This window comes from Larsenimonas suaedae (assembly GCF_023712105.1).
Lineage (GTDB): Bacteria > Pseudomonadota > Gammaproteobacteria > Pseudomonadales > Halomonadaceae > Larsenimonas > Larsenimonas suaedae.
In genome coordinates, this window is sequence record NZ_JAMLJI010000002.1 from 486929 (window position 1) to 509505 (window position 22577).

Consider the following 22577-nt stretch of genomic DNA (forward strand, 5'->3'; position numbering starts at 1 on the left):
ATGATCGCCTTCGGGCCTGCTTTCGGCATAAACCGAGCCGGCCCGAACGCTCTGGTATCACTCCCCCCTGAGACGCCCGCCCATTTCCTGTGCCAGATCCACCGCGTAGTGATCCGTCATGCCGCCGATGAAATCGAGCATCCGCCGATAGCTGTCGTACAGGGGCCATGAGGCGCGCGGCGTGTTCTCACCGATCAGTGATAAAACGCGCTGATGCTTGAAGCTGGAGGTGCCGGTGCGATGAAGCTCGCACGCCGCACCGATGAACGCCTCGAGCAGAATGCCAAGCGTGGTATAGGCACCGATCTCGAGCTTGGCCTTGCGCGGGTTTCTGAAAATACGTTCGCGGGCGATCTCCTTGGCCTGGCGCACCCCCCAGTGAAGATCCGGATGACAAAGCTCCAGAAGATCGGTCTTGAGCGTGCCGGTGAGCAGCTCATGCTCATGGGCGATGAACGCCTCGGCGGCTTCCTTGACGGCGCGCTCCATCGCCGCGCCGCGCAGTACCGCAACCTGACGGCGCCGAGACGCCCCCAGACGCTGAAGCTCCAGAAAATCCTCCGGGGTGTGGCCGGCGATACTGATCAGAACGCCTGCCACTTCATCGAAGGTAAGAATATCCATCTCGAGCCCGTCTTCCAGATCCAGCAGGGCGTAACAGATGTCGTCGGCGGCCTCGACCAGATAGGCCAGCGGATGACGGCACCAGGCGTCATCGGCGGTGCGAATCAGCCCAAGCGTCTCGGCCACGCGCGCGAGCTGCTCGTGTTCGGACTGATAGGCGCTGAACTTGCCGCCACGGCCGGCGTGGGCAACGCTCCAGGGGTACTTGAGCATCGCGCCGAGCGTCGGCATCGTCAGCCGCATGCCACCGCGGAACTGGTTGTATTCGATCTGGGTAACGATGCGAAACCCCTGCGCGTTGCCCTCATAGGTCAAAAGATCCTGCATTTCGCGCTCGGACAAGCCCTCGAACAGCTCAGGCTCGCTGAGCCGGGCGCGATGAAACCAGTCGCGGATGGCGTACTCACCGGCGTGACCGAACGGCGGATTGCCGATGTCGTGACCAAGGCACGCGGCCTGCACGATCACGCCGATGTCGGCGGGCGTGGTCCAGGATGGCAGTCGATCCCCAAGCCCCTCGGCCACCATCATGCCAAGACTTCGGCCCACACAGCCGACTTCGAGCGAGTGGGTCAACCGGGTGTGGATATGATCGTTTTCGGTCAGCGGGTGCACCTGCGTCTTGCGGCCCAGACGCCGAAACGAGCCGGCGAACACGATGCGGTCGTAATCCTTGTGAAACGGCGATCGGCCGATCTCGCGCTCGGAGCCGGACGGCTTGTCATCGAGGCGAGCCGGGGCCAACAGCGTCGACCAACTCATGGTGCTCATTGCAATGTCCTGAAATGATGGCGTGGATCATCATTGTCGCACTCCCCCCGGGAACCCTCCACCGACGGCGGTCTCGAACAAAAGCTCGACGGCGGTCTCAAACAGAAGACGGCCTCGACCAAAGCGCAATAGCGCCGACTGTTGCGCCTGACGCACCCTTATAGAACACTAAGGAGTCACGATATGAGTCAACAGCGGGTGGAATCGGTCGAACGAGCGCTGACCTTGCTCAACGCCTTCTCCAAGCAGAAAAAGCACTTCACATTGACCGAGCTGGCCCAGCACAGCGGGTTCTATAAAAGCACCATCCTGCGCCTTTCCGGCTCGCTCGAACGGTTTGGCTACCTGACCCGAGACGCCGCCGGGGTTTACCATCTTGGCCCGGCCTTCGTGCGCCTTGGCGCACTGGCCTCGAACAGCCTGCCGGACCTTGAAAGCCTGGTTCGACCACGCCTTCTTCAGCTTCGCGACCGCACCGGCGAAACCTGCGCTTTCTACGTTCAGGACGCCGGCATGCAGGTGTGCCGGTTTCGGGAGCTCGGCTCGAACGCGCTGTGCCATGTCATCGAGGAAGGCAGCCGCTACCCAATGACAGAAGGCGCCATTGCGACGCTTTTGACAGACGGTGCGCCCGAGCACGTACTCGAGCAGGTCGGCGCCGACGGCGCCTCACTTGCAACGCTTGCCGTGGTCATTCGGGACGAACAGCAAACGCGCCACGGGGTAATCGCACTAACGGGCCTCAATGCCCGCTTCGATAACGCCACGCGCGCGCAGCACGCGCAGCTTTTGGATGAGGTCGCGCTTGATCTTCGCGCCCCGCTCGGCCACCTGAGCGGGCGCTGATCACTCGCTTTCGGCCAGCGCCGGCAGCAGCACCTTGAGTTTGCGGGTCAGGGTATTGCGCCCCCAGCCCAACAGCTCGGCCGCCTCGCCCTTGCGGCCACCGGTGTGCTTCAGCGCCGTCTCGATCAGAATGCGCTCGAAATCCGGTACGGCCTGCTCAAGCAAATGCGTGTGGCCCGAGGTCAGTGCCTGATCGGCCCAGCTTCTAAAGGCGCCTCGCCAGTCGTCGGCATTGGCCGTCTGATGGTGGGCGTTCTTGAGCTCCGGCGGCAGGTCATCAATCAGGATTTCACGGCCCGACGCCATTACCGTCAGCCAGCGGCAGGTGTTTTCGAGCTGGCGAACGTTGCCCGGCCACGGCAGGTCACACAGGTGCGTTTCGGCGTCCTTGGTCAATACCTTCGGTTCGGTGGCGAGTTCGCGCGCGGCTTCGATCATAAAATGATGCGCCAGGCGCGGGATGTCTTCGCGCCGCTCAGAAAGTCTCGGAAGATGTACGCGAATCACGTTCAGCCGGTGAAAAAGGTCCTCGCGAAAGCGCCCGTCTTCTACCAGTGCCTCAAGGTGCTGGTGGGTGGCTGCGATGATGCGCACATCAACCTTCACCGGCGTATGCCCACCCACCCGATAGAACTCGCCATCGGCCAGCACGCGCAGTAGCCGTGTCTGGGTTTCGGCCGGCATGTCGCCGATCTCATCGAGAAAGAGCGTGCCGCCATCGGCCTGTTCGAACCGGCCGCGACGCTGAGCGGTGGCGCCAGTGAACGCGCCCTTTTCATGGCCAAAAAGCTCCGACTCCATCAAATCCTTGGGAATCGCGGCCATGTTGAGCGCTATAAACGGCGCTCTGGAGCGTGGGCTGTGCTGGTGAAGCGCCTGAGCGACGCGCTCCTTGCCGGTGCCGGACTCACCGTTGATCATCACGGTGATGTGCGACTGCGATAGCCGCCCGATCGCTCGGAAGACCTCCTGCATTGCCGGCGCTTCACCGATAATTTCGGTAGTGATGTTTTCCGGGGCATCGACCGGCGCCTTGCGCTCGCGGGCATGGGCGACCGCCCGTCGAACCAGCGACAGCGCTTCATCGACGTCAAACGGCTTCGGCAGGTACTCGAACGCGCCGCCCTGATAGGAAGCCACGGCGCTGTCCAGATCGGAGTGTGCGGTCATCACGATCACCGGCATGTCCGGAAAACGCTCACGCGTGCGCGCCATCAGATCGAGCCCATCGACCCCCGGCATGCGAATATCGGTCACCAGTACATCCGGCACCTGCCGATCAATGGCCTCCATCGCGGCTTCGGCGCGCTCGAAGCTCTCGACGGTCAGATCCGGCTGTGCAAGCGTTCGCTCCAGCACCCACCGAATGGATCGGTCATCATCGACGATATAGACCCGTGCGTAGTCACTCATGCGCGCCCTCCTTGTCCTGAGCTGCCGATTGCATGGGAATCAGCAACCGAAATAATGTGTGTCCCTGTGTGGATTCGCACTCGATCAGGCCGTGATGCTGGTGCAGGATCGACTGTGCAATCGAAAGCCCCAGCCCGCTGCCTTCGGCCCGGCCTGAAATCATGGGGTAGAACAGGGAATCGTGAAGATGCGCGGGAATCCCCGGCCCGTTATCGATGATCGACACCTCGCAGACCAGCCGATAGCGCTCGGCGCCCAGCGTGAACTGCCGCCGGGCCCGCGTCTTGAGGGTTACGGTCGGCGAGGGGCTCTGATGCTCCTCGAGCGCCTGCACCGCATTTCGGGCCACATTGAGAATGGCCTGAATCAACTGCCCCTGATCACCCACCAGCTCCGGAAGACTCGGGTCATAGTCGCCGACGAAGCTCACGGACGTGGTCTCTGCCTTGAGTAACGTACGTACCCGCTCGAGCACCGCGTGAATATTGAGCGGCTGATGCTCGGCGACGATGTTCGGCCCAAGCATGCGGTCGACCAGATCCCTTAGGCGGTCGGCCTCCTCGACGATGATGCGGGTGAACTCGGCAAGACTTTCGTCCGGCAGGTCACGCTCCAGAAGCTGCGCGGCGCCGCGGATGCCGCCAAGGGGGTTCTTGACCTCATGCGCCAGCCCCCGGCTCAACACCTTGATCATCTCCTGATGGGCAACCAGCGCCTCTTCACGCGAGATGCGCATCAGTCGGTCCCGGGCATCGAACTCGAGCAGTAGCTCATCCTTTGACAAGGGCGAGGCGGTGTAATCGACCGTGATCGACGTGCCGTTCGCAAGCGCCAGCGGCACTTCACGCTGGGTGTAGGGGTGCTGGTGTGCAAGCGCCGCCGCAAGGCGCGTTCGAACGTCGCTGTTCTGGTGGTCAATGCACTCAAGTCCGGTCTGGCGCACACGCTCCAGGCTGATGCCGAGCATCGATTCGGCCGACGGATTCATCCAGCGCACCCGAAGCTCGGCGTCCAGCACGACGACCCCGGTCGTCAAATGTTCGAGCAAGCGTTGATCCATCCCTGTCCCCGTTGTGGCGTCATCACGTCGTTTGAACTGTTCACTTCAATAGTGCAAAAACCGCGCCAGTTCCGACCAGGCCGTGTCCTTTTGCGCCATGAGCGTGCCAGGCACGTCGAATCGGCGTTGATCCATCGCGGCGACTGGCACCATTTTGGTGCATTGAATCAAGGGGTCAATGCACACCTGGCTGTCAGGGTGTGTTGGCCCCACGTACGCCGCTGACCGGTGCCCTGGCGGCGGGGCTATTGGGCGGCACCTGCGCGCGCTTGACGAAGACCGTCACCGGGGAGCTTTGACGCAGCACACGGCCGCCTTCATCGATCAGCTCAGCCTGAATTCGGTGCTCACCGCGCTCGACACCTGCGATCATGAACACCCGCGCGCGCATGGCCGACTGGCTGGGCGTGCCATCGAGCAGCAGCCGCACCCGGTCTCCGTCCTTGAGTGACGGCTCGACGCCGACCGAGACCTGAATATCGCCGGCATACCCCGGTGGAATCGTTGCCTTGTCGGCAGGGCTTTCGATGTAAAAGCGCCGATACGCCCGTCGCGCCTCGGACACGCTCTGCGAAGAGGTCGGCGCGGCCAGGCCTCCGGAGGGCGGCGACACGACGTCCGGCATCGCGGGCCGAACCGCGCTTGCCCCCGGCGTGGGCCGGTCACTGAAGCGCACGGTGCCGTCTTCATCGACCACGCGATACACCGTATCCGCAAGCGCCGGCCACGCAAGCGCGGTCGCACACATCAGTAAAAACCACCGTTTCATTTGCAGCATCCTCCCTTGAGTCATGAGTCAGTCTAAGGCAGGCATGAATCGGCCATGAATAAAAAAGCCCCGCAAGAGCGGGGCTTTTCCACCTGATGCAAGATGCGATCAGAGGCTGTAGTACATGTCGAACTCGATCGGGCTCGGCGCCATGCGAAGCTTGGTGACGTCTTCTTCCTTGAGCTCGATGTAGGCGTTGATGGTGTCTTCGGTGAATACACCACCTTCGGTCAGGAACGCGTGGTCTTCTTTCAGCGCGTTCAACGCTTCTTCAAGGCTGGACGCCACCGTCGGAACCGATTTGGCTTCTTCAGCCGGCAGGTCATAGAGGTTCTTGTCCATTGCGTCGCCCGGATGGATCTTGTTCTTGATGCCATCGATGCCGGCCATCAGCATGGCCGCAAACGTCAGGTACGGGTTGGCGGTCGGGTCCGGGAAGCGCAGCTCGACACGCTTGCCTTTCGGGCTGGACGTGTACGGAATACGCAGTGATGCCGAACGGTTACGCGCGCTGTAGGCCAGCATGACCGGTGCTTCGAAACCAGGCACCAGACGCTTGTAGGAGTTGGTCGAGGCGTTGGCGAAGGCGTTCAGGGCCTTGGCGTGCTTGATGATGCCGCCGATGTAGTAAAGCGCGGTTTCGGAGAGACCCGCGTACTCATCGCCTGCGAACATGTTTTCGCCGTCTTTCCAGAACGACTGGTGAACGTGCATGCCGCTGCCGTTATCACCCGCCATCGGTTTGGGCATGAAGGTCGCGGTCTTGCCATAGGCGTGCGCCACGTTGTGGATCACGTACTTCATGGTCTGGACTTCGTCGGCCTTCTTGACGAGCGTATTGAACTTGACGCCGATTTCGTTCTGACCGGCGTTGGCCACTTCGTGGTGATGCACTTCAACGCTCTGACCGACCGCTTCGAGGGTGTTACACATCGCACCGCGAATGTCGTGGAAGCTGTCGACCGGGGGTACCGGGAAGTAGCCGCCTTTCACGCGCGGACGGTGACCCATGTTGCCGCCTTCGATCTTGGTGTCGTCAGTGGCCCAGGCGCCTTCCTCGGACGAGATCTTGTAGAACGAGCCCTGCATGTCGGTCTTGAAATGCACTTCATCGAAGATGAAGAACTCGGGTTCGGGGCCGAAAAACGCCGTGTCGCCGAGACCGGTGCTGTTCAGGTACGCCTCGGCACGCTTGGCGATGGAGCGCGGATCACGCTCGTAGCCCTGCATGGTGGCCGGCTCGATGATGTCGCAACGCAGCACCAGCGTGGGGTCTTCGGTAAACGGATCCAGGTAGCCACTGCCATCTTCCGGCATCAGAATCATGTCGGATTCGTTGATGCCCTTCCAGCCGTTGATGGAGGAGCCATCGAACATCTGTCCGGTTTCGAAAAACTCGTCATCCACACTGCGCGCAGGAATGGTGACGTGCTGCTCCTTGCCCTTGGTATCGGTGAAGCGTAGGTCGACCCACTTGACGTCATGTTCTTCAATCAGGGCAAGCGTCTTATCTGCCATGGTGATCCTCCGATGTGAGCTTGGCTCGTGATGGCGTTGATCCGCGATATGCGTTTTTTAAAAAGTGTCCAGCGCATTGGCGTGTGCAGCTCGTGTGCAGCGATGCCTTTTGACTGTGCAACACAGATGCATGCCGCGTGCCAATTTGGGGCAAGACCTCAAAATACTTTTATAAGATTTTGTTTTCTGGTCGTTTTTTAAAACAAAAAAATAGAAAAGTACCTGACACCGCTCAAGGCGCCCTCTCACTCTAGTTCAAAACGCACACATACAGCACGCAGAGTGCACCATAAGCGCTCAAGCGCCTTACCATGTGTTCCATATTGGTGCAGCGACGTGGATCGGTTGAAAATAAACCGGCCATTGGCTTGAAGCGAGCCGTCTAAGCCGGGACAATACGCCCACCCGCGATGCACGGCATCGACGTCTTTGGCTGGTGTGGCTTTTCGAGGTGACAGGCTGGCCGCAAGACGACAATACAAGCCGCCGCTCGGCCGCTTTGCACCTCAACCTACACAAGCATTGTGATGCCGTTTGGCGTCGCCTTTCCCGACAGGACCCCATTGTGATCGAAAAACTTCGCAATATTGCCATTATCGCGCACGTCGACCATGGCAAGACCACGCTGGTCGATAAATTGCTGCAACAGTCCGGTACGCTCGACCGCAAGGCCGAAAACCAAGAGCGCATCATGGACTCCAACGACCAGGAAAAAGAGCGTGGCATCACGATCCTGGCAAAGAATACCGCCATCCAGTGGCACGATTACCACATCAACATCGTCGACACCCCTGGACACGCCGACTTCGGTGGCGAGGTCGAGCGCGTCATGTCGATGGTCGATTCCGTGCTGCTGCTGGTCGATGCCGTCGACGGCCCGATGCCGCAGACTCGCTTCGTTACCCAAAAAGCCTTCGATCAGGGCCTCAAGCCGATCGTGGTCGTCAACAAGATCGACCGCCCCGGCGCGCGCCCTGACTGGGTCATCGACCAGATCTTCGATCTGTTCGACAACCTCGGCGCGTCCGATGAACAGCTCGACTTCCCGATCATCTACTGCTCGGCCCTGAACGGCATCGCCGGCACTGACCCGGACGCGCTGGAAGAGAACATGGACCCGATGTTCCAGTCCATCGTCGACATCGTCGAACCGCCCAAGGTCGAGCTTGAAGCGCCGTTCCAGATGCAGATCTCGGCGCTCGACTACAACAGCTACGTCGGCGTTATCGGCCTTGGCCGCATCAAGCGCGGCAGCGTCAAGCCGGGCCAGCAGATCAGCGTCATCACCAAGGAAGGCAACACCCGTCGCGGCAAGATCGGTCAGGTCATGACCCACATGGGCCTCGAGCGCATGCAGACCAACGAAGCCACCGCCGGCGACATCATCTGCATCACCGGCATCGAAGACCTCGCGATCTCCGATACGCTGTGCGACCCGAGCGCCGTCGAAGCGCTGCCGGCACTGACCGTTGACGAGCCGACCGTCTCCATGACCTTCCAGGTCAACGATTCGCCGTTCGCGGGCAAGGACGGCAAGTTCGTCACCAGCCGCAACATCAAGGAGCGTCTGGATCAGGAGCTGATCCACAACGTCGCGCTTCGCGTCGAGCAGGGTGACAGCCCCGAGAAGTTCAAGGTCTCCGGTCGCGGCGAGCTTCACCTGTCGGTTCTGATCGAATCCATGCGTCGTGAAGGCTACGAGCTGGCCGTTGGCCGCCCCGAGGTCATCATTCGTGAGATCGAGGGCACCAAGCAGGAGCCGTACGAAGAAGTCATCATCGACTGCGAAGAGCAGCATCAGGGCGCAGTCATGGAAGAGCTCGGCTACCGCAAGGGCGAGCTGACCAACATGAACCCGGATGGCAAGGGCCGTGTGCGTCTTGACTTCATCATCCCGGCACGTGGCCTGATCGGCTTCCGCGGTCAGTTCCTGACCCTGACCTCCGGCACCGGCATCCTGACCAGCCGCTTCGATCATTACGGCGCGCTGAAACCCGACGCCCAGATCAAGCGCCGCAACGGTGTTCTGGTCTCCATGGTGCCCGGCAAGGCGCTGGCGTACGCGCTGTACGCGCTGCAGGACCGCGGCAAGCTGATCGTCGAGCACGGCACCGAAGTCTATGAAGGCATGCTGATCGGCATCAACAACCGCGCCGACGACATGGTGGTCAACCCGACCAAGGCCAAGAAGCTCGACAACATGCGCGCTTCCGGCAACGATGAGAACATCGTGCTGACGCCGCCCATCCGTTTCACGCTGGAGCAGGCCATCGAGTTCCTTGATGACGACGAACTGGTCGAGATCACGCCGAACTTCATCCGCCTTCGCAAAAAGCACCTGACCGAGAACGAACGCAAACGCGCCAAGAAAAGCGGCTGATTCGTTACGATCGTCATGAAAGGGAGGCCTAAGGGCCTCCTTTTTTTATCCCCGAAAACTTCAACTGCGTCCGTCTAGGGCCGATAACAGAACATCGCCTTCGAACGAGAACACGTCTGTGGTTTACGACCCGCCTGCCTCGAGCACCGCCGCTCAGCTTCGCTACCTGATCGACGCTGTCACCGAATTCATTGTTCTAAAGGACGGTGAAGGCCGATGGCTGGTCGCCAACCGCGCCGTGATCGATACCTACGAACTTGAAGGGCTCGATTACATTGGCATGACCGATATGGAGCTCGCTGCCTTTCGCCCGCATCTGATCGACGCGTTTCGCTACAACCTGAAGACTGACGAGCAGGCCTGGGCCCATGGCAAGGCACTGACCATCTACAAATCCTTCGAACTCGATGGCCGGCTCAACACGTGGGAAGTGGTCAAGACGCCCTCGTTCACCACCCAGGGTGCTCGACACCAGCTCGTGATCGTCAGTCGCAATATCACCGACCGCGTCGAGGCCGAACAGGAGTTGGCACTGAAGGAGCAGAAGTACCGGCTGATCGCCGAGAACATGAGTGACATCGTCGGCACGCGCCGCCTTGATGGCACGATTACCTATCTATCGCCCTCCTTCGAGCATCAGTTGGGCCTTGCTCTTTCGGAATACATCGACCGACAGATCGGCTCGATCATTCATCCGGAGGACGTTCGGAGACTTCAACGCGACCTGATATTGCCACCTGAAAATCGGGAGCTTCCCACGACCCGCTGCCGCCTGCGGCTCGCATCCGGCACCTACCGCTGGTTCGAGATTTCGCGGTCGATGACCTGGTTCGATGACATCGAGGAATACCAGATCGTCTTCACCTGCCGAGACATTCAGGAGCGGGTGCAGTACGAGCAGCGCCTGCATCGGCTTGCCTACGAGGATGCCCTGACCGGGATTCCCAATCGACGCCAACTGCTCGACGACCTCGGTCGAAGAGTCCAGCAGGAAAGCGCGTTTGCCCTGCTGTATCTGGACATCGATCACTTCAAGAACATCAATGATCGCCACGGCCATGACATTGGCGATGCGCTACTGACGGCACTGGCGAATCGACTGACCGAGCACCTCAACATCGGGGATACGGTGGCCCGAATCGGCGGCGACGAATTCGTCGTGGTAATCGCCGATGCCGACCACGCACTCGCGCATGCCGAGCGCCTTTGTCATGCCCTTCAGGCCCCCTGGCACCTTGAAAACCAGATCTTCCACACAACCTCCTCGATCGGTGTGGCACTGTGCCCCGCTGACAGCCGCCGAGTGCATACCCTTCTAAACCTGGCTGATCAGGCGCTGTTCAATGCCAAGCGACAGGGACGAGGCTGTGTGTGCGCTTATTCGGACTCAAGACGCACCTGATACCAGTCCAAGCTCGCATCGGTGATGCAATATTGCTCTAGTGGCTCGCCTTTTCCCTCGGATACTCGTTATCGTCGCAACTTAGGATGGCGCACAACACCTATAACGCCGCCATCTCACCTCGTTATGCCCGACAATTAAAAAGGTAACTCACGTGTCCGACTCCTCCACCCCCCCAAACCTTTATCGGCGTATGCCACTGTGGGCCAAGATATTGGCCGGATTGATTCTAGGCGCGCTCACCGGTGTTCTGCTCGGTGAACAGGCAAGTGTATTGAAACCCATCGGCGACATTTTCATCAGTGCCATCAAGATGCTGATCGTACCGCTGGTCTTTTCGACCCTGGTGGTCGGCATCACGGCCATGCGCGATCCGAAAAAGATGGGCCGCATCGGTGGCAAAACCATCGCGCTGTATCTGATCACCACCGCATTCGCGATCGCCATCGGCCTGCTTGCAGCCTGGCTCTTTCAGCCAGGCACCGGGCTCGATCTTTCCTTCGATGCGCCGGTCGAGGCCAAGGAGGCGCCGTCACTGGTCGATATTCTGGTCAACCTGGTCCCCCAGAATCCGATCGATGCGCTGTCTTCCGGCAATATCCTGCAAATCATCGTGTTCGCGATCGCACTCGGGGTCTCGCTGACCCTGATCGGTGAGAAAGGCGAGCCCGTGGTGCGCCTGTTCGAGAGCTTCGCCGAAGCAATGTACAAGTTGACCGAGCTGGTCATGGCGCTGGCGCCCTTCGGCGTTTTCGGCCTCATGGCGTTCGTGGCGGGAAGCTATGGGCTGGACGTGTTGCTGCCGTTGATCAAGGTCATCGGCGTGGTCTATCTGGCCTGTGTGGTGCATGTGCTCGTGGTCTACAGCGGGCTCTTGAGGCTTCTTGGCGGGCTCAATCCGGTGCGGTATCTGCGCGGCAGCCTGGACGCACTGGTGGTCGCGTACTCGTCCGCCTCGAGTTCCGGCACGCTGCCGGTCTCGATCCGCTGCGCCCAGAAGAACATGGGGGTGTCCGAAGGGGTGGCCGGGTTCGTGCTGCCCGTCGGCGCCACCATCAACATGGATGGCACGGCGCTTTATCAGGGCGTTGTGGCCGTATTCGTGGCGCAGCTGACCGGCACGGAGCTGTCGATGACCGATTACGGCATGATCATCCTGACCGGTACGCTCGCCTCGATCGGCACCGCGGGTGTCCCCGGCGCCGGGCTGATCATGCTCTCGATCGTGATGTCACAGATCGGTCTGCCGCTGGAGGCGCTGGCTGTGGTGGCCGGCATCGATCGTATTCTCGATATGGCCCGCACCAGCGTCAATGTAGCGGGCGATCTAATGGTCACCACGCTGATCGGCAAGAGCGAAAACGAGCTGGATCTCGAGACCTACAATCAAAAGGCCACGGCCTGACCCTCCAGCGCACGCACGCGTCTCCCGCTCCGGCCCGAGGCCGGAGCGGGCTCGATCAGCAGGCTTCTCGCTTTCGGGCGCGCTCGAACGCCGGGCGGGCGATCAGTTCATTTGTGTAGGTATCGAGTGACTCGGGCAGCTCATGCTTCACCATGCCTCGCGCCCAGGCAAGGGTCTGGGCCAGAAACAGATCGGCCAATGACAGGGTGCCGGTCACATAGCCCTTACCGTCGAAGCGCCGCTGCAAGGCCTGTACTGCCTTGTCGAATTCCCAGCGCGCCACGGGAATGATCTCCTCACGCCGCTGCGCTTCGGGAAACAGGAAGCTGTGCTTGGCCTGTGTCCAGAGCGGCTGTTCGAGCTCGGTGGTGACAAACGAAAGCCACTGGTCGATGACGGCCTGCTCGGCAATGCACTCCGGCAGAAGACGCCCCTTTCCGTACTGTGCGGCCAGGTAGCGACAGATCGCGGCGGACTCGAACAACGTGAGATCGCCATCGCACAGCACCGGCACCTTGCCGTCCGGGTGACGCGCCAGATGTTCCGGCTGCTGGCCCGAGCCTGACTTCAAATCCACCATCCGATACTCGTAGTCGAGCCCCAGCTCTTCCAAGACCCAGGCGACGCGCGCTGAGCGCGAATGGGGATAGCCATACAATACAATCATGATCGACTCCTAAACGCCCTGAACACAGAACCCCGCGACACCGACGGCGCCACGCCTAAATTAGGGTATGCCACGAGGCGCGTGTTTGTCGCATAAAAAACGCCGCGATCGACGCGGCGTTTCAAGAGAGAATCAAGACGCTCTATGAACTCAGGCAAACCAGCGTTCGATCTCTTCGCGCGCAGAGGCCTGTGCCTGCTCGGCAGATTCCTGGCCCATGGCAAGGCCTTCGGCGTACACGGTTTCGACGTCGGTAATGCCGATAAAGCCAAGGAACGTGGCAACATACGGCGCGACCATGTCTTCCGCGGTGCCCTTGTGAATACCACCGCGCGTGGTAATCACCAGCGCCTGCTTGTTCTCGAGTAACCCCTCGGGGCCATTTTCGGTGTAGCGGAACGTCACGCCCGCTCGGGCGATGAGGTCGAAATAGGCTTTCAGCTGTGTCGGAATCGAGAAGTTGTACATCGGCGCCGTGATGACGATGGTGTCATGCGCCTTGAGTTCGTCGATCAGCGCATTTGAAAGCTCATGCACTTCTTCCTGACGGGCACTCATGGGCGCATCGCTTGGGCGAATGGCCCCGATCAGTTCATTGTCGAGCATTGGCACCGGGGACTCGGCCAGATCGCGAACGGTAACGCTGTCATCGCCGTGACGCGCGCGCCACTGCTCGATGGTGTAGTCAGCAAGCTGCGTGGACTGTGAATACGTGGCAAGAATGCTCGATTTCAAGACGAGTAGACGTGGCATGGTGTGCTCCTGTCAAAAGGGTGAGTATCTGAAGCCACGTTACCGCCGATTAAATCGAATAAAAAGCGGATATTTTCCCTTTATTTGTTCGTTTTTATCGAACGTTGAGTGTTGCTGCGCGGCCCTGACAGGGCGGCAGCTATAAAAAAACACGGCCGAAGCCGTGCTTTTTTAACGATTTAGTTGGGGTCTTATTTCTCGACGAAGGCACGCTCGATCACGTAATCGCCCGGCTCACCCATGCGCGGCGAAATGTTGAAGCCCAGCTCGTCAAGCACCTGGCTACTCTCTTCGAGCATCGCGGGGCTACCACAGATCATCGCACGGTCCTGTTTCGGATCCATCGGCGGAAGTCCGGTGTCTTCAAACAGCTTGCCGGTACGAATGTGGTCAGTCAGGCGCCCCATGGTGGCGTACTCTTCCCGCGTCACGGTCGGGTAATAGATCAGTTTCTCGCGGATCTCGTCACCCAGGTACTCATGCTCCGGCAGTTCCTTGGTGATGAAGTCCTGATAGGCCAGCTCGTTGACATGACGAACGCCGTGAATCAATACGATGTTGTCGAAACGCTCGTACGCTTCCGGGTCCTGAATCAGGCCCATGAACGGAGCAAGGCCGGTGCCGGTCGAAAGCATGTACAGGTTACGCCCTGGCAGCAGGTCATCCAGCACCAGTGTGCCGGTCGGCTTGCGGCTGACCAGAATCGAGTCACCGACTTTCAAATGCTGAAGGCGTGAGGTCAGCGGGCCGTCCTGAACCTTGATCGAGAAGAATTCAAGATGGTCTTCGTAGTTGGGACTGGCGACCGAGTAGGCGCGCGTCAGCGGCTTGCCGTCCACTTCGAGCCCGATCATGACGAACTGACCGTTCTTGAATCGAAGCGTACGCTCACGCGTGGTCTTGAAGCTGAACAGGGTGTCGTTCCAGTGATGAACGCTCAATACTTCTTCGGTAGAAAACTTGCTGCTCATGACACGATTCCTTGAATGACCGGTGGCGCAAGCGCCGTCAAAAATTCTGGGCTCAGTGTATGTCAGCGCTCTTTATCCGTTAAATGAATTATCCGAATATTAAATATCTATTCCACAGATATAGGTCGAGCCATGCGCTTCACGCTTCGTCAATTGGAAGTCTTCATCGCTGTCGGTCAGGTCGAAAACGTCTCCAAGGCCGCCGAGGCGCTCGCGCTGTCTCAATCGGCCACCAGCACCGCCCTGGGCGAACTCGAACGTCAATTCGATTGCCAGCTGTTCGACCGCATCGGCAAACGACTCAAGCTCAACGCCATCGGCTTTCAGTTGCTGCCCAAGGCGGTGTCCCTGCTTGACCGCGCCGAGGAAATCGAGGAACTGCTCCAGGGCCAGACCGGCGTCGGCTCATTGGACGTCGGTGCGACGCTCACCATCGGCAACTACCTAGCCCCACTTCTGATTCGAGAGTTTCGCGCCCGACACCCACAAAGTCGCGTGCGACTGCACGTGCGCAACACCTCCACCATCGTCGAACGGGTCGTGCATCACGAGCTGGACCTTGGGTTGATCGAGGGCGACTTGCAGCATGAGGAAATCGTGATGCAGCCCTGGGTTGCCGACGAGCTGAGCGTATTTTGCGCCCCCGATCACCCGCTGGCGCATCAGAGCGTAACGATGGAACGCCTGCTTCGAGAGGACTGGATCATGCGCGAAGACGGCTCGGGCACCCGCCGAACCCTCGAGCAGGCGATGCGCCACCGCCACCAGCGCTTCGAGATTCAGCTCGAACTCGAACACACCGAAGGCATCAAGCGCGCGGTCGAGGCCCGCCTCGGCATCGGGTGCGTGTCACGGCTGGCGCTCAAGGATGCCTTTCGGCGCGGCTCGCTGGCACCGATTCACACCCCGGATCTGGACCTGAGTCGTCAGTTCTATTTCATCTGGCACCGGCAAAAATACCTGACCCCCGGCCTGAGAGAATTCCTGAAGCTCTGTCGGGACACCACCATGCATGCCACCCGCAGCGATGAAATCACCTTCGATCACCTGCAAACGTCATGACAGGATAAAAGGCAAAAAAAAGCGCCGGCAAAGGCCGGCGCCAAGGAGAAGATTCCAATGCCATAGGCGCTGGGCTTCTCGGCGACATGGTGCGAGGTCACCCAACGCCGCACCAACGGTTGCGGTGGCATGCCACCGCTGACTCATGGAAAACGCTCATGCGCGCCTTCCTGCGTGGCCGGTCACCTCCCGGCTCTTGCTGTGTATCCCTGCGTCTTGCTCTGCGTCTTTATCTGCACTCACCGAGTTTCAAACGAACTCTTCGTGATCCCTTGCGCTTCTTTGCACACTGCCGCTCCGCGTGGGCTGTCCGGCAACCGGTGAATACACGGCCGCTGAATCCTCACTCACTCGGAACGTACCTACTATTTCGGCCAGACGCGTCGCTTCTTGACTAAGAGAATCGGCTGCGGCGGCAGATTCCTCGACCAGCGCCGCGTTTTCCTGGGTCATCTGATCGAGCTGGGAGACCGCCTGATTGACCTGGAAGATGCCGGTGTTCTGCTCTTCCGCCGCCGTGGTGATCTCGGCGATCAGCCCATTGACGCGCCGAACCTGCTCGACGATGTCCCCGATCTTGTCACCGGCCTGCTTGACCAGCGCCTCACCGTTGGTGGTTTTCTCGACCGAGGCATCGATCAACGTCTTGATTTCCTTGGCCGCCTTGGTGCTGCGGTTGGCAAGGCTTCGAACCTCCTCGGCCACCACGGCAAAGCCCCGTCCCTGCTCGCCGGCACGCGCAGCCTCGACCGAGGCGTTCAGCGCCAGCAGGTTGGTCTGGAAGGCAATGGCGTCGATGACATCGATGATGCTTTCGATTTCCTTGGAAGAGCTACTGATCTCACGCATGGTGCCGACAACTTCCGCCATTACATCCCCACCACTTTCTGCAGCCTTGGCGGCGTCGCGCGACAGGGCCGATGCGTGGCGCGAGGATTCAGTGGAATTCGCGACCGTACCCGTAAGCTCCTCCATTGCCGCCGCGGACTCCTCGAGACTTGCCGCAGTATTCTCCGTACGCCGGGACAGATCGAGACTGCCGGTCGACACCTCGGCGGAAGCCAGCTTGACGTTCTCACTGCTGTTACGCACATCGATCATGACGCGCTCGATCTTGCCAATGAACGCATTGAACTGCTCGCAGACCTGTCCGAGTTCATTGCGACTCGTCACCGGCAGACGCTGGGTCAGATCTCCATCGCCCGAGGCAATGCCCTGCATGCGCCCGGCAAGCTCGGCCAGCGGCTGTGAAATACCGCGCCCGACCCACCAGATGAAGGCAAGACCGATGGCCGCGATCAGAGCGCTTACCAACAGCATGCCGACGACGTCGGAGGTGCGTTGCTCGGTGATCTGGCCTTGCATGGCGTTGAGCTGCGCAAATACCGCGGATTCCGGCAGGCTGAGCATCAGCGTCCATCGGGTACCGGTATTTCCGATCTCGAAGGGGTGAATCAGTTTGATCGTTCCTGCGGCGCTGTCGGTCACATTGATCGGCTGCCCGGAGCGGCGGGCCTGCTCGATGCGCTGGATGACCTGCTGATCCAGCGCAGTGGATGCGTTCTGACCAAGTTTCGACGCGTCCCCGGTAAAGGCCACCAGGCCACCTCCCGGTGCGATGAGTGCCATATCGCCAGCACCGTCATAAAGGTTCTGATCGGCGCGTGAAAGCAGCCCCTGGATGAAGTTGACCGAGAGGTCGGTACCGACCACGCCCTTGAACTCGCCATCGACCATGATCGGCACGTTGAACGACGTAACCATGACGTCCTTGCCGTCGTAGTCATAGATGGCGGGATCAATAACGCAGGTGCTGCCGCTTTCCTTCGGACACAGATAGTACTCGCCCTCACGAATGCCGGACTCCATGACCTTCTGGCTGTCCATGGTCGCACCGAGTGGCAGGACTTCCACCGCGCCGGTGCCGGTTCGATACCACCACGGCATGAAGCGGCCGGAACCGTCATAGCCGCCGGTTTCGCGGCCGGCGTACTCGCTGTCACTGCCGAACGCGTTCGGCTCCCACCCGATAAAGGCATCAAGCAGGAACTCATTCTTGGCAACCGTCTGCTTGATCATCGCCGAGAGCTCATCGCGGCTGATGTCGAGCGCCGGGCCACCGGAGGCAGGCGCCATCAACTCATTGGCGTTGGCAAGCTCACGGGAGACGCTCAGGGCCTTTTCGAGCTGACGGTTGATCTCGCCGGCCTGATCGGAAGCCACCGATTCAAGGCGCGCATTGATGGACTCACGCATCAGGCTTTCCGTTTGCGTTTCGACGACCTCTGCCGTGCGCGTCGTCGAGAAATAGCTGTAAATCAGAAGAGCTGCGACGACCGCGAGAATACAGGCGCCCGCCGCGAGGACCACAAAGTGTTTGATCGATTTGAAATAATTCATATCGCAATGGACTCGAACGTAGGGGAGTATCCAAGGTGCACAGCCTTCATGCACCAGCATGCTTACAACAACGCCGCCACGCCTGGTAAACGAGGGCCGGTCATTTCGACCCATTCGATGGGCCAGTAGTCTGAGTAACGGCGAGGCACAAAATAAGCTTGAGTGATTTAGTCCAGTTTTGAACGCTGACTCTCATAAACGCCTTTTATAAAACGGCGCCCGCAGGCGCCGTGGCAGGACGTTTGTGAACCGGGCTCGGGCCTTACCGTCAGCTGTGGTCGAACTCGGGCTGACGCGACGCACGGTAGGCTCCAGATGACGGTGTCGGTGTAGGTCTGGAGAGGGCATCGGTTGACCGGCCCCGCTCGCTGAGCCGGAAGACACCGATGATCTCTGAAAGCCGCTGCGCCTCCTGACTGAGTGCGTCAGACGCCGCCGCCGACTCCTCGACCAGTGCCGCGTTCTCCTGGGTCATCTGATCAAGCTGGGAAACCGACCGGTTCACCTGTGAAATGCCGGTGTTCTGCTCCTCCGCGGCCGTCGAGATTTCCCCGATCAGGTCATTGACGCGGCGAACCTGATCAACGATTCCGGTAATACGTTCGCCGGCTCTCTGAACCAGCGCTTCGCCGCTGGCGGTCTTGTCGACGGACGAATCGATCAGTGTCTTGATTTCCTTGGCGGCCTTGGTACTGCGGTTGGCAAGGCTTCGAACTTCCTCTGCTACCACGGCAAAGCCGCGGCCCTGTTCGCCGGCCCGCGCCGCTTCGACCGAGGCGTTCAGCGCCAGCAGGTTGGTCTGGAAGGCGATGGAATCGATCACGCCGATGATGCTTTCGATCTCCCTGGCGGAATCGCTGATTTCCCGCATGGTCGCCGTGACTTCGACCATGGCGTCGCCGCCCTCTTCGGCGGCCTGGGCGGCGCTTGAGGAAATGGTCGAGGCGTGGCGTGAGGACTCGGCAGAGTTGGCCACCGTACTGGTCAGCTCTTCCATCGCTGCGGCGGATTCCTCAAGGCTTGCGGCGGTATTTTCAGTGCGCCGAGACAGGTCCAGACTGCCGGTCGAGATTTCCCCCGAGGCAAGCTTTACGTTCTCGCTGCTGTCGCGCACATCGAGCATGACACCGTTGATCTTGTCGACGAAGGCGTTGAACGAACCGGCAATCTGGTTGATCTCATCGTTGCGTCGGGCAAGCGGTAAACGTTTGGTCAGATCACCCTCGCCTTCACTCACATCGATCATCGCATCGCGGACGTCGTTCATTCGGCGGAAAATGGGGGTCAGAATCGCCCAGAGCAGCAAGGATGCCAGCAGACCGACCACCACCAGGGCAATCACGGTCGTCTTGACGATGCTTGCAAGCCCGGCCATGGCGTCAGTGCGATCAAGGGCGATCGCAAGCGTCCAGTCGGTGCCCGCAACAGGCACCGCGAACAACAAGACCTGCTGAGCCCCGATCGTTGCATCCAGTACATTTTGCGACTGAGCGGCCTGCGTCAGGGTGCTGATATCAAGCCCGCCCCCCAATTCACCCAGCGATTTCAGCACCATGGCTTGATCAGGGTGCGCCACGAGCGTGCCGCTACGGTCGACCAGAAACGCATAGCTCTCAGGGGTTGGCTTCAGGGAATTAACGTTTTGAGTCACGCTCTTGAGGCTTACATCCGCGCCCATGACACCCACCGTTTGCCCCTCGGATTTAATCGGCAAAGCGTATGCGATGGCCAGAGAGCCTGTTGATGCGTCCATGTAGGGCTTGGTGACGATCAATCCGTCCTGTTCGAGCGCTTTCTGATACCAGGCGCGCTGGGTCGGAGTGAAATCGGCCGGGGGCGTCCAGCCACTACTTGAAACGAACGTATCGTCTCCATAGGCGATATACACCATTGAGAAGCCGCCACTGCGCGCGGCCTGTTGCAGACCTTTAACCTCGTGATCGGACAGCGCATCGTTGCCGGCTGCATTCAGAATCGAGCGGCGGCTGGCGTCCCACTCCTCGATCGAACGGCTGTAGCCATCCGCGATCGAGGTCAGGTTGGCCTTGATGGAGGCGTCGTTATAGGCACTGGTCACCGCGTACGTTGCAACACCGGTCAGCGCAAGCGCGAACACGATGATGGCAACGCAGAACACTAAAATCCGGGCACGTATCGAAGTGAGCATGAACTTTCCTTTTTAGGTAAGCCTAAAGTGCTAAAAAACTTACCTAACTTATCGTCTCAATAAAGAGGAACTTGACCATGCCCCGATACATTCATCTTGGCTAAAAAAACGGCGCCCGAAGGCGCCGTTTTCTGCTCGACCGGCTCATGCTCAGTCGATGTACTCGCGCTCACGCGCGTGCGCTGATGGCGCTTCATCTGACTCGGTAACGTAGTGACCGGTCGCGACATACTCGTGCTCACCGCGCTCTCGAAGCCGGAAGACACCGATAATGTCGGCCAGGCGACGGGCTTCCTGGCTGAGGGCATCGGACGCCGCCGCGGACTCCTCGACCAGCGCCGCATTTTCCTGGGTCATCTGATCAAGCTGTGAGACCGCCTGATTGACCTGGAAAATACCGGTATTCTGCTCCTCCGCGGCCGTCGAGATTTCCCCGATCAGGTCATTGACGCGCCGAACCTGATCGACGATTCCGGTGATGCGCTCGCCGGCCCGCTGAACCAATGCTTCGCCGCTGGCGGTCTTGTCGACCGAGGCATCGATCAGCGTCTTGATCTCTTTAGCGGCCTTGGTGCTGCGGTTGGCAAGGCTTCGAACTTCTTCTGCCACCACGGCAAAGCCTCGGCCCTGCTCGCCGGCTCGCGCCGCCTCGACCGAGGCGTTCAGCGCCAACAGATTGGTCTGGAAGGCGATGGAATCGATCACGCCGATGATGCTTTCGATCTCCTTGGCGGAGTTGCTGATTTCACGCATGGTCGCCGTGACTTCGACCATGGCCTCACCGCCTTCTTCAGCGGACTTGGCCGCGCTTGAGGAGATGGTCGAGGCGTGACGTGAGGACTCGGCGGAATTGGCCACCGTACTGGTCAGCTCTTCCATTGCCGCGGCAGATTCCTCGAGGCTTGCAGCGGTGTTTTCGGTACGGCGGGATAGATCGAGGCTGCCGGTTGAAATCTCGCCAGACGCCAGTTTTACGTTCTCACTGCTGTCACGCACATCGAGCATGACCCCGTTGATCTTCTCGACGAAGGCGTTGAACTGAGCCGCCACCGCGGCAAGTTCGTTGCGACCGGACACCGGCAGACGCTGGGTCAGATCCCCATCGCCACTGGCAATATCCTGCATGCGATCGGCCAGATGACCAAGCGGACGTGCGATGTTGCGACCGACCCACCAGATAAGCATCAGCCCAAGCACCGTGACGACCGCACTGATGGCGAGCATGCCCAGAATATCGGTCACGCGCTGGTCGTGCAGTTCCTGCTGAAGTGTCGCCAGATCCGCCATGACCGCCGAAATCGGCAAGTGAATGACCAGTGCCCAGGTCACCCCGGTCTCACCGATCTTAACCGGCTTGTAGATCTCGACCATACCCGAGTCCTGATCCATCACCTGAACCGTGTTGCCACCCTGCTGAACCTGCTTGAGACGTTCGATACTGGAACCCTGAAGAATGTCGACCGCGGGTTTACCGAGCATTGAGGCATCACCGGTGTAGGCTACAAGGCGGCCAACCGGGGCAACCAGCGCCATGCGACCGGCGCCGTCATAAAGCTCTCCGTTGGCCTGGGTCAGCAGGCCCTGAATGAAATCGACCGACAGGTCTGTGCCTGCGATGCCGCGGAAGGTGCCATCGACGATGATCGGTACACTGAAGGTCGCGACCATGACCTGCTTGCCGCCGTAGTCGTAAAAGGCCGGGTCGACGATACAGGTCTCGCCGGATTCCTTGGAACACAGATAGTACTCGCCCCGGCGAATGCCTGAGTCGAGCATCTTCTCGCTGCTCATGCCCTCTTCATTGAGAGAAAGAACTTCGACAACTCCCTGGTCATTGCGATACGACCAGGGACGAAACCGGCCGCTGCCGTCGTAGCTTTCGGTATTGTCGCTTGGCACGCTGTAGGCGCTGTCAGGCCCGAACGCATTCGGCTCCCAGCCGATGAAGGCATCAAGCAGGAAGGGATTGTCGGACACGGCCTTTTTAACCAGCGCAGAAAGCTCAGGCCGTCCGATTCGATGCGCGCCATCGCTTTCCGGTGTCGCCACCAGTTCACTGGCACTGGCCAGATCCTTGGCGATGCCGAGCGCCTGCTCGAGCTTGCGGTTGATCTCACTGGCCTTGGCCTCGGACAGCGAGGACAAACGCTCATCGATGCCGCTTTTCAGAAGCGACGATGTGCGGTTCTCGACGGCTTCTTCGGTTCGAGCCGTGGCAAAGTAGTTGTATGCAAGAAGCGCGGCGACAACGGCTAGAATGCACGCCCCTGCGGCCAGTACGACAAAATGTTTGATGGACTTGAAGTTTTTCATATTGTTCGGCCCACATTCGGCTAGAGGAAGCACCTTATCGCCCCTCCAGAACAGCA

16 protein-coding genes are annotated in these 22577 nt (G+C 60.0%); 5 read left to right on the forward strand and 11 right to left on the reverse strand.

Annotated elements, in window-relative coordinates; all coding sequences use genetic code 11:
- Positions 1 to 57: 57 nt before the first annotated feature.
- Positions 58 to 1395, reverse strand: coding sequence for a deoxyguanosinetriphosphate triphosphohydrolase (locus tag NAT49_RS08180; protein ID WP_251593094.1), 1338 nt, complete (start codon positions 1393 to 1395; stop codon positions 58 to 60).
- A gap of 183 nt (positions 1396 to 1578) precedes the next feature.
- Here NAT49_RS08180 and NAT49_RS08185 point away from each other — a divergent pair, with 183 nt between their 5' ends.
- Positions 1579 to 2241: an IclR family transcriptional regulator gene (locus tag NAT49_RS08185; RefSeq protein WP_251593095.1), complete on the forward strand. Its 663-nt coding sequence runs from the start codon at positions 1579 to 1581 to the stop codon at positions 2239 to 2241.
- Here the strand turns inward: NAT49_RS08185 and ntrC are convergent, their stop codons facing one another.
- The 4 genes from ntrC to glnA form a co-directional block, all read right to left on the reverse strand.
- Positions 2242 to 3654: a nitrogen regulation protein NR(I) gene (gene ntrC, locus NAT49_RS08190; RefSeq protein WP_251593097.1), complete on the reverse strand. Its 1413-nt coding sequence runs from the start codon at positions 3652 to 3654 to the stop codon at positions 2242 to 2244.
- A complete protein-coding gene (glnL, locus tag NAT49_RS08195) occupies positions 3647 to 4714 on the reverse strand; it encodes a nitrogen regulation protein NR(II) (RefSeq protein WP_251593098.1) in 1068 nt (355 codons plus the stop codon). The genes ntrC and glnL overlap by 8 nt, the downstream gene beginning before the upstream one ends.
- 193 nt (positions 4715 to 4907) lie before the next feature.
- Positions 4908 to 5483 carry a DUF4124 domain-containing protein gene (locus tag NAT49_RS08200; protein ID WP_251593099.1) on the reverse strand — a complete coding sequence of 192 codons (576 nt, stop codon included), beginning with the start codon at positions 5481 to 5483 and terminating at the stop codon, positions 4908 to 4910.
- Between the two features lie 108 nt (positions 5484 to 5591).
- Complete coding sequence (gene glnA / locus NAT49_RS08205) at positions 5592 to 7001, reverse strand: glutamate--ammonia ligase (RefSeq protein WP_251593100.1); 1410 nt, start codon at positions 6999 to 7001, stop codon at positions 5592 to 5594.
- A gap of 565 nt (positions 7002 to 7566) precedes the next feature.
- Here glnA and typA point away from each other — a divergent pair.
- The 3 genes from typA to NAT49_RS08220 all read left to right on the forward strand — a co-directional run bounded on the left by typA (position 7567) and on the right by NAT49_RS08220 (position 12188).
- On the forward strand, positions 7567 to 9381 hold the full coding sequence (gene typA, locus NAT49_RS08210; protein WP_251593102.1) for a translational GTPase TypA: 1815 nt from the start codon (positions 7567 to 7569) through the stop codon (positions 9379 to 9381).
- Between the two features lie 118 nt (positions 9382 to 9499).
- Complete coding sequence (locus NAT49_RS08215; RefSeq protein ID WP_251593104.1) at positions 9500 to 10783, forward strand: diguanylate cyclase domain-containing protein; 1284 nt, start codon at positions 9500 to 9502, stop codon at positions 10781 to 10783.
- A 193-nt stretch (positions 10784 to 10976) separates the two neighbouring features.
- Positions 10977 to 12188, forward strand: a complete 1212-nt coding sequence (locus tag NAT49_RS08220) for a dicarboxylate/amino acid:cation symporter (protein ID WP_251593575.1) — start codon at positions 10977 to 10979, stop codon at positions 12186 to 12188.
- A 55-nt stretch (positions 12189 to 12243) separates the two neighbouring features.
- Here NAT49_RS08220 and NAT49_RS08225 read toward each other — a convergent pair whose 3' ends face one another.
- From NAT49_RS08225 to NAT49_RS08235, 3 genes are all read right to left on the reverse strand, one after another.
- Entirely contained in the window at positions 12244 to 12855 is a 612-nt protein-coding gene (locus NAT49_RS08225; RefSeq protein ID WP_251593105.1) for a glutathione S-transferase family protein, read from the reverse strand.
- Positions 12856 to 13005: 150 nt separating this feature from the next.
- The gene (locus NAT49_RS08230; RefSeq protein ID WP_251593106.1) at positions 13006 to 13608 is read right to left on the reverse strand and encodes an FMN-dependent NADH-azoreductase; all 603 of its coding nucleotides are present in this window, start codon (positions 13606 to 13608) and stop codon (positions 13006 to 13008) included.
- Positions 13609 to 13799: 191 nt separating this feature from the next.
- Positions 13800 to 14579, reverse strand: coding sequence for a ferredoxin--NADP reductase (locus NAT49_RS08235; protein ID WP_251593108.1), 780 nt, complete (start codon positions 14577 to 14579; stop codon positions 13800 to 13802).
- A gap of 132 nt (positions 14580 to 14711) precedes the next feature.
- Between NAT49_RS08235 and NAT49_RS08240 the strand changes: the two genes are divergently transcribed.
- A complete protein-coding gene (locus NAT49_RS08240; RefSeq protein WP_251593110.1) occupies positions 14712 to 15641 on the forward strand; it encodes a LysR family transcriptional regulator in 930 nt (309 codons plus the stop codon).
- 249 nt (positions 15642 to 15890) lie between these two features.
- Here the strand turns inward: NAT49_RS08240 and NAT49_RS08245 are convergent, their stop codons facing one another.
- The 3 genes from NAT49_RS08245 to NAT49_RS08255 all read right to left on the reverse strand — a co-directional run bounded on the left by NAT49_RS08245 (position 15891) and on the right by NAT49_RS08255 (position 22521).
- Positions 15891 to 18041 (reverse strand): methyl-accepting chemotaxis protein, encoded by a 2151-nt coding sequence (locus tag NAT49_RS08245; protein WP_251593113.1) that lies wholly within the window; start codon positions 18039 to 18041, stop codon positions 15891 to 15893.
- Between the two features lie 268 nt (positions 18042 to 18309).
- Positions 18310 to 20208 (reverse strand): methyl-accepting chemotaxis protein, encoded by a 1899-nt coding sequence (locus NAT49_RS08250; protein WP_251593115.1) that lies wholly within the window; start codon positions 20206 to 20208, stop codon positions 18310 to 18312.
- Positions 20209 to 20358: 150 nt separating this feature from the next.
- Positions 20359 to 22521, reverse strand: coding sequence for a methyl-accepting chemotaxis protein (locus tag NAT49_RS08255; protein ID WP_251593117.1), 2163 nt, complete (start codon positions 22519 to 22521; stop codon positions 20359 to 20361).
- Positions 22522 to 22577 lie beyond the last annotated feature (56 nt).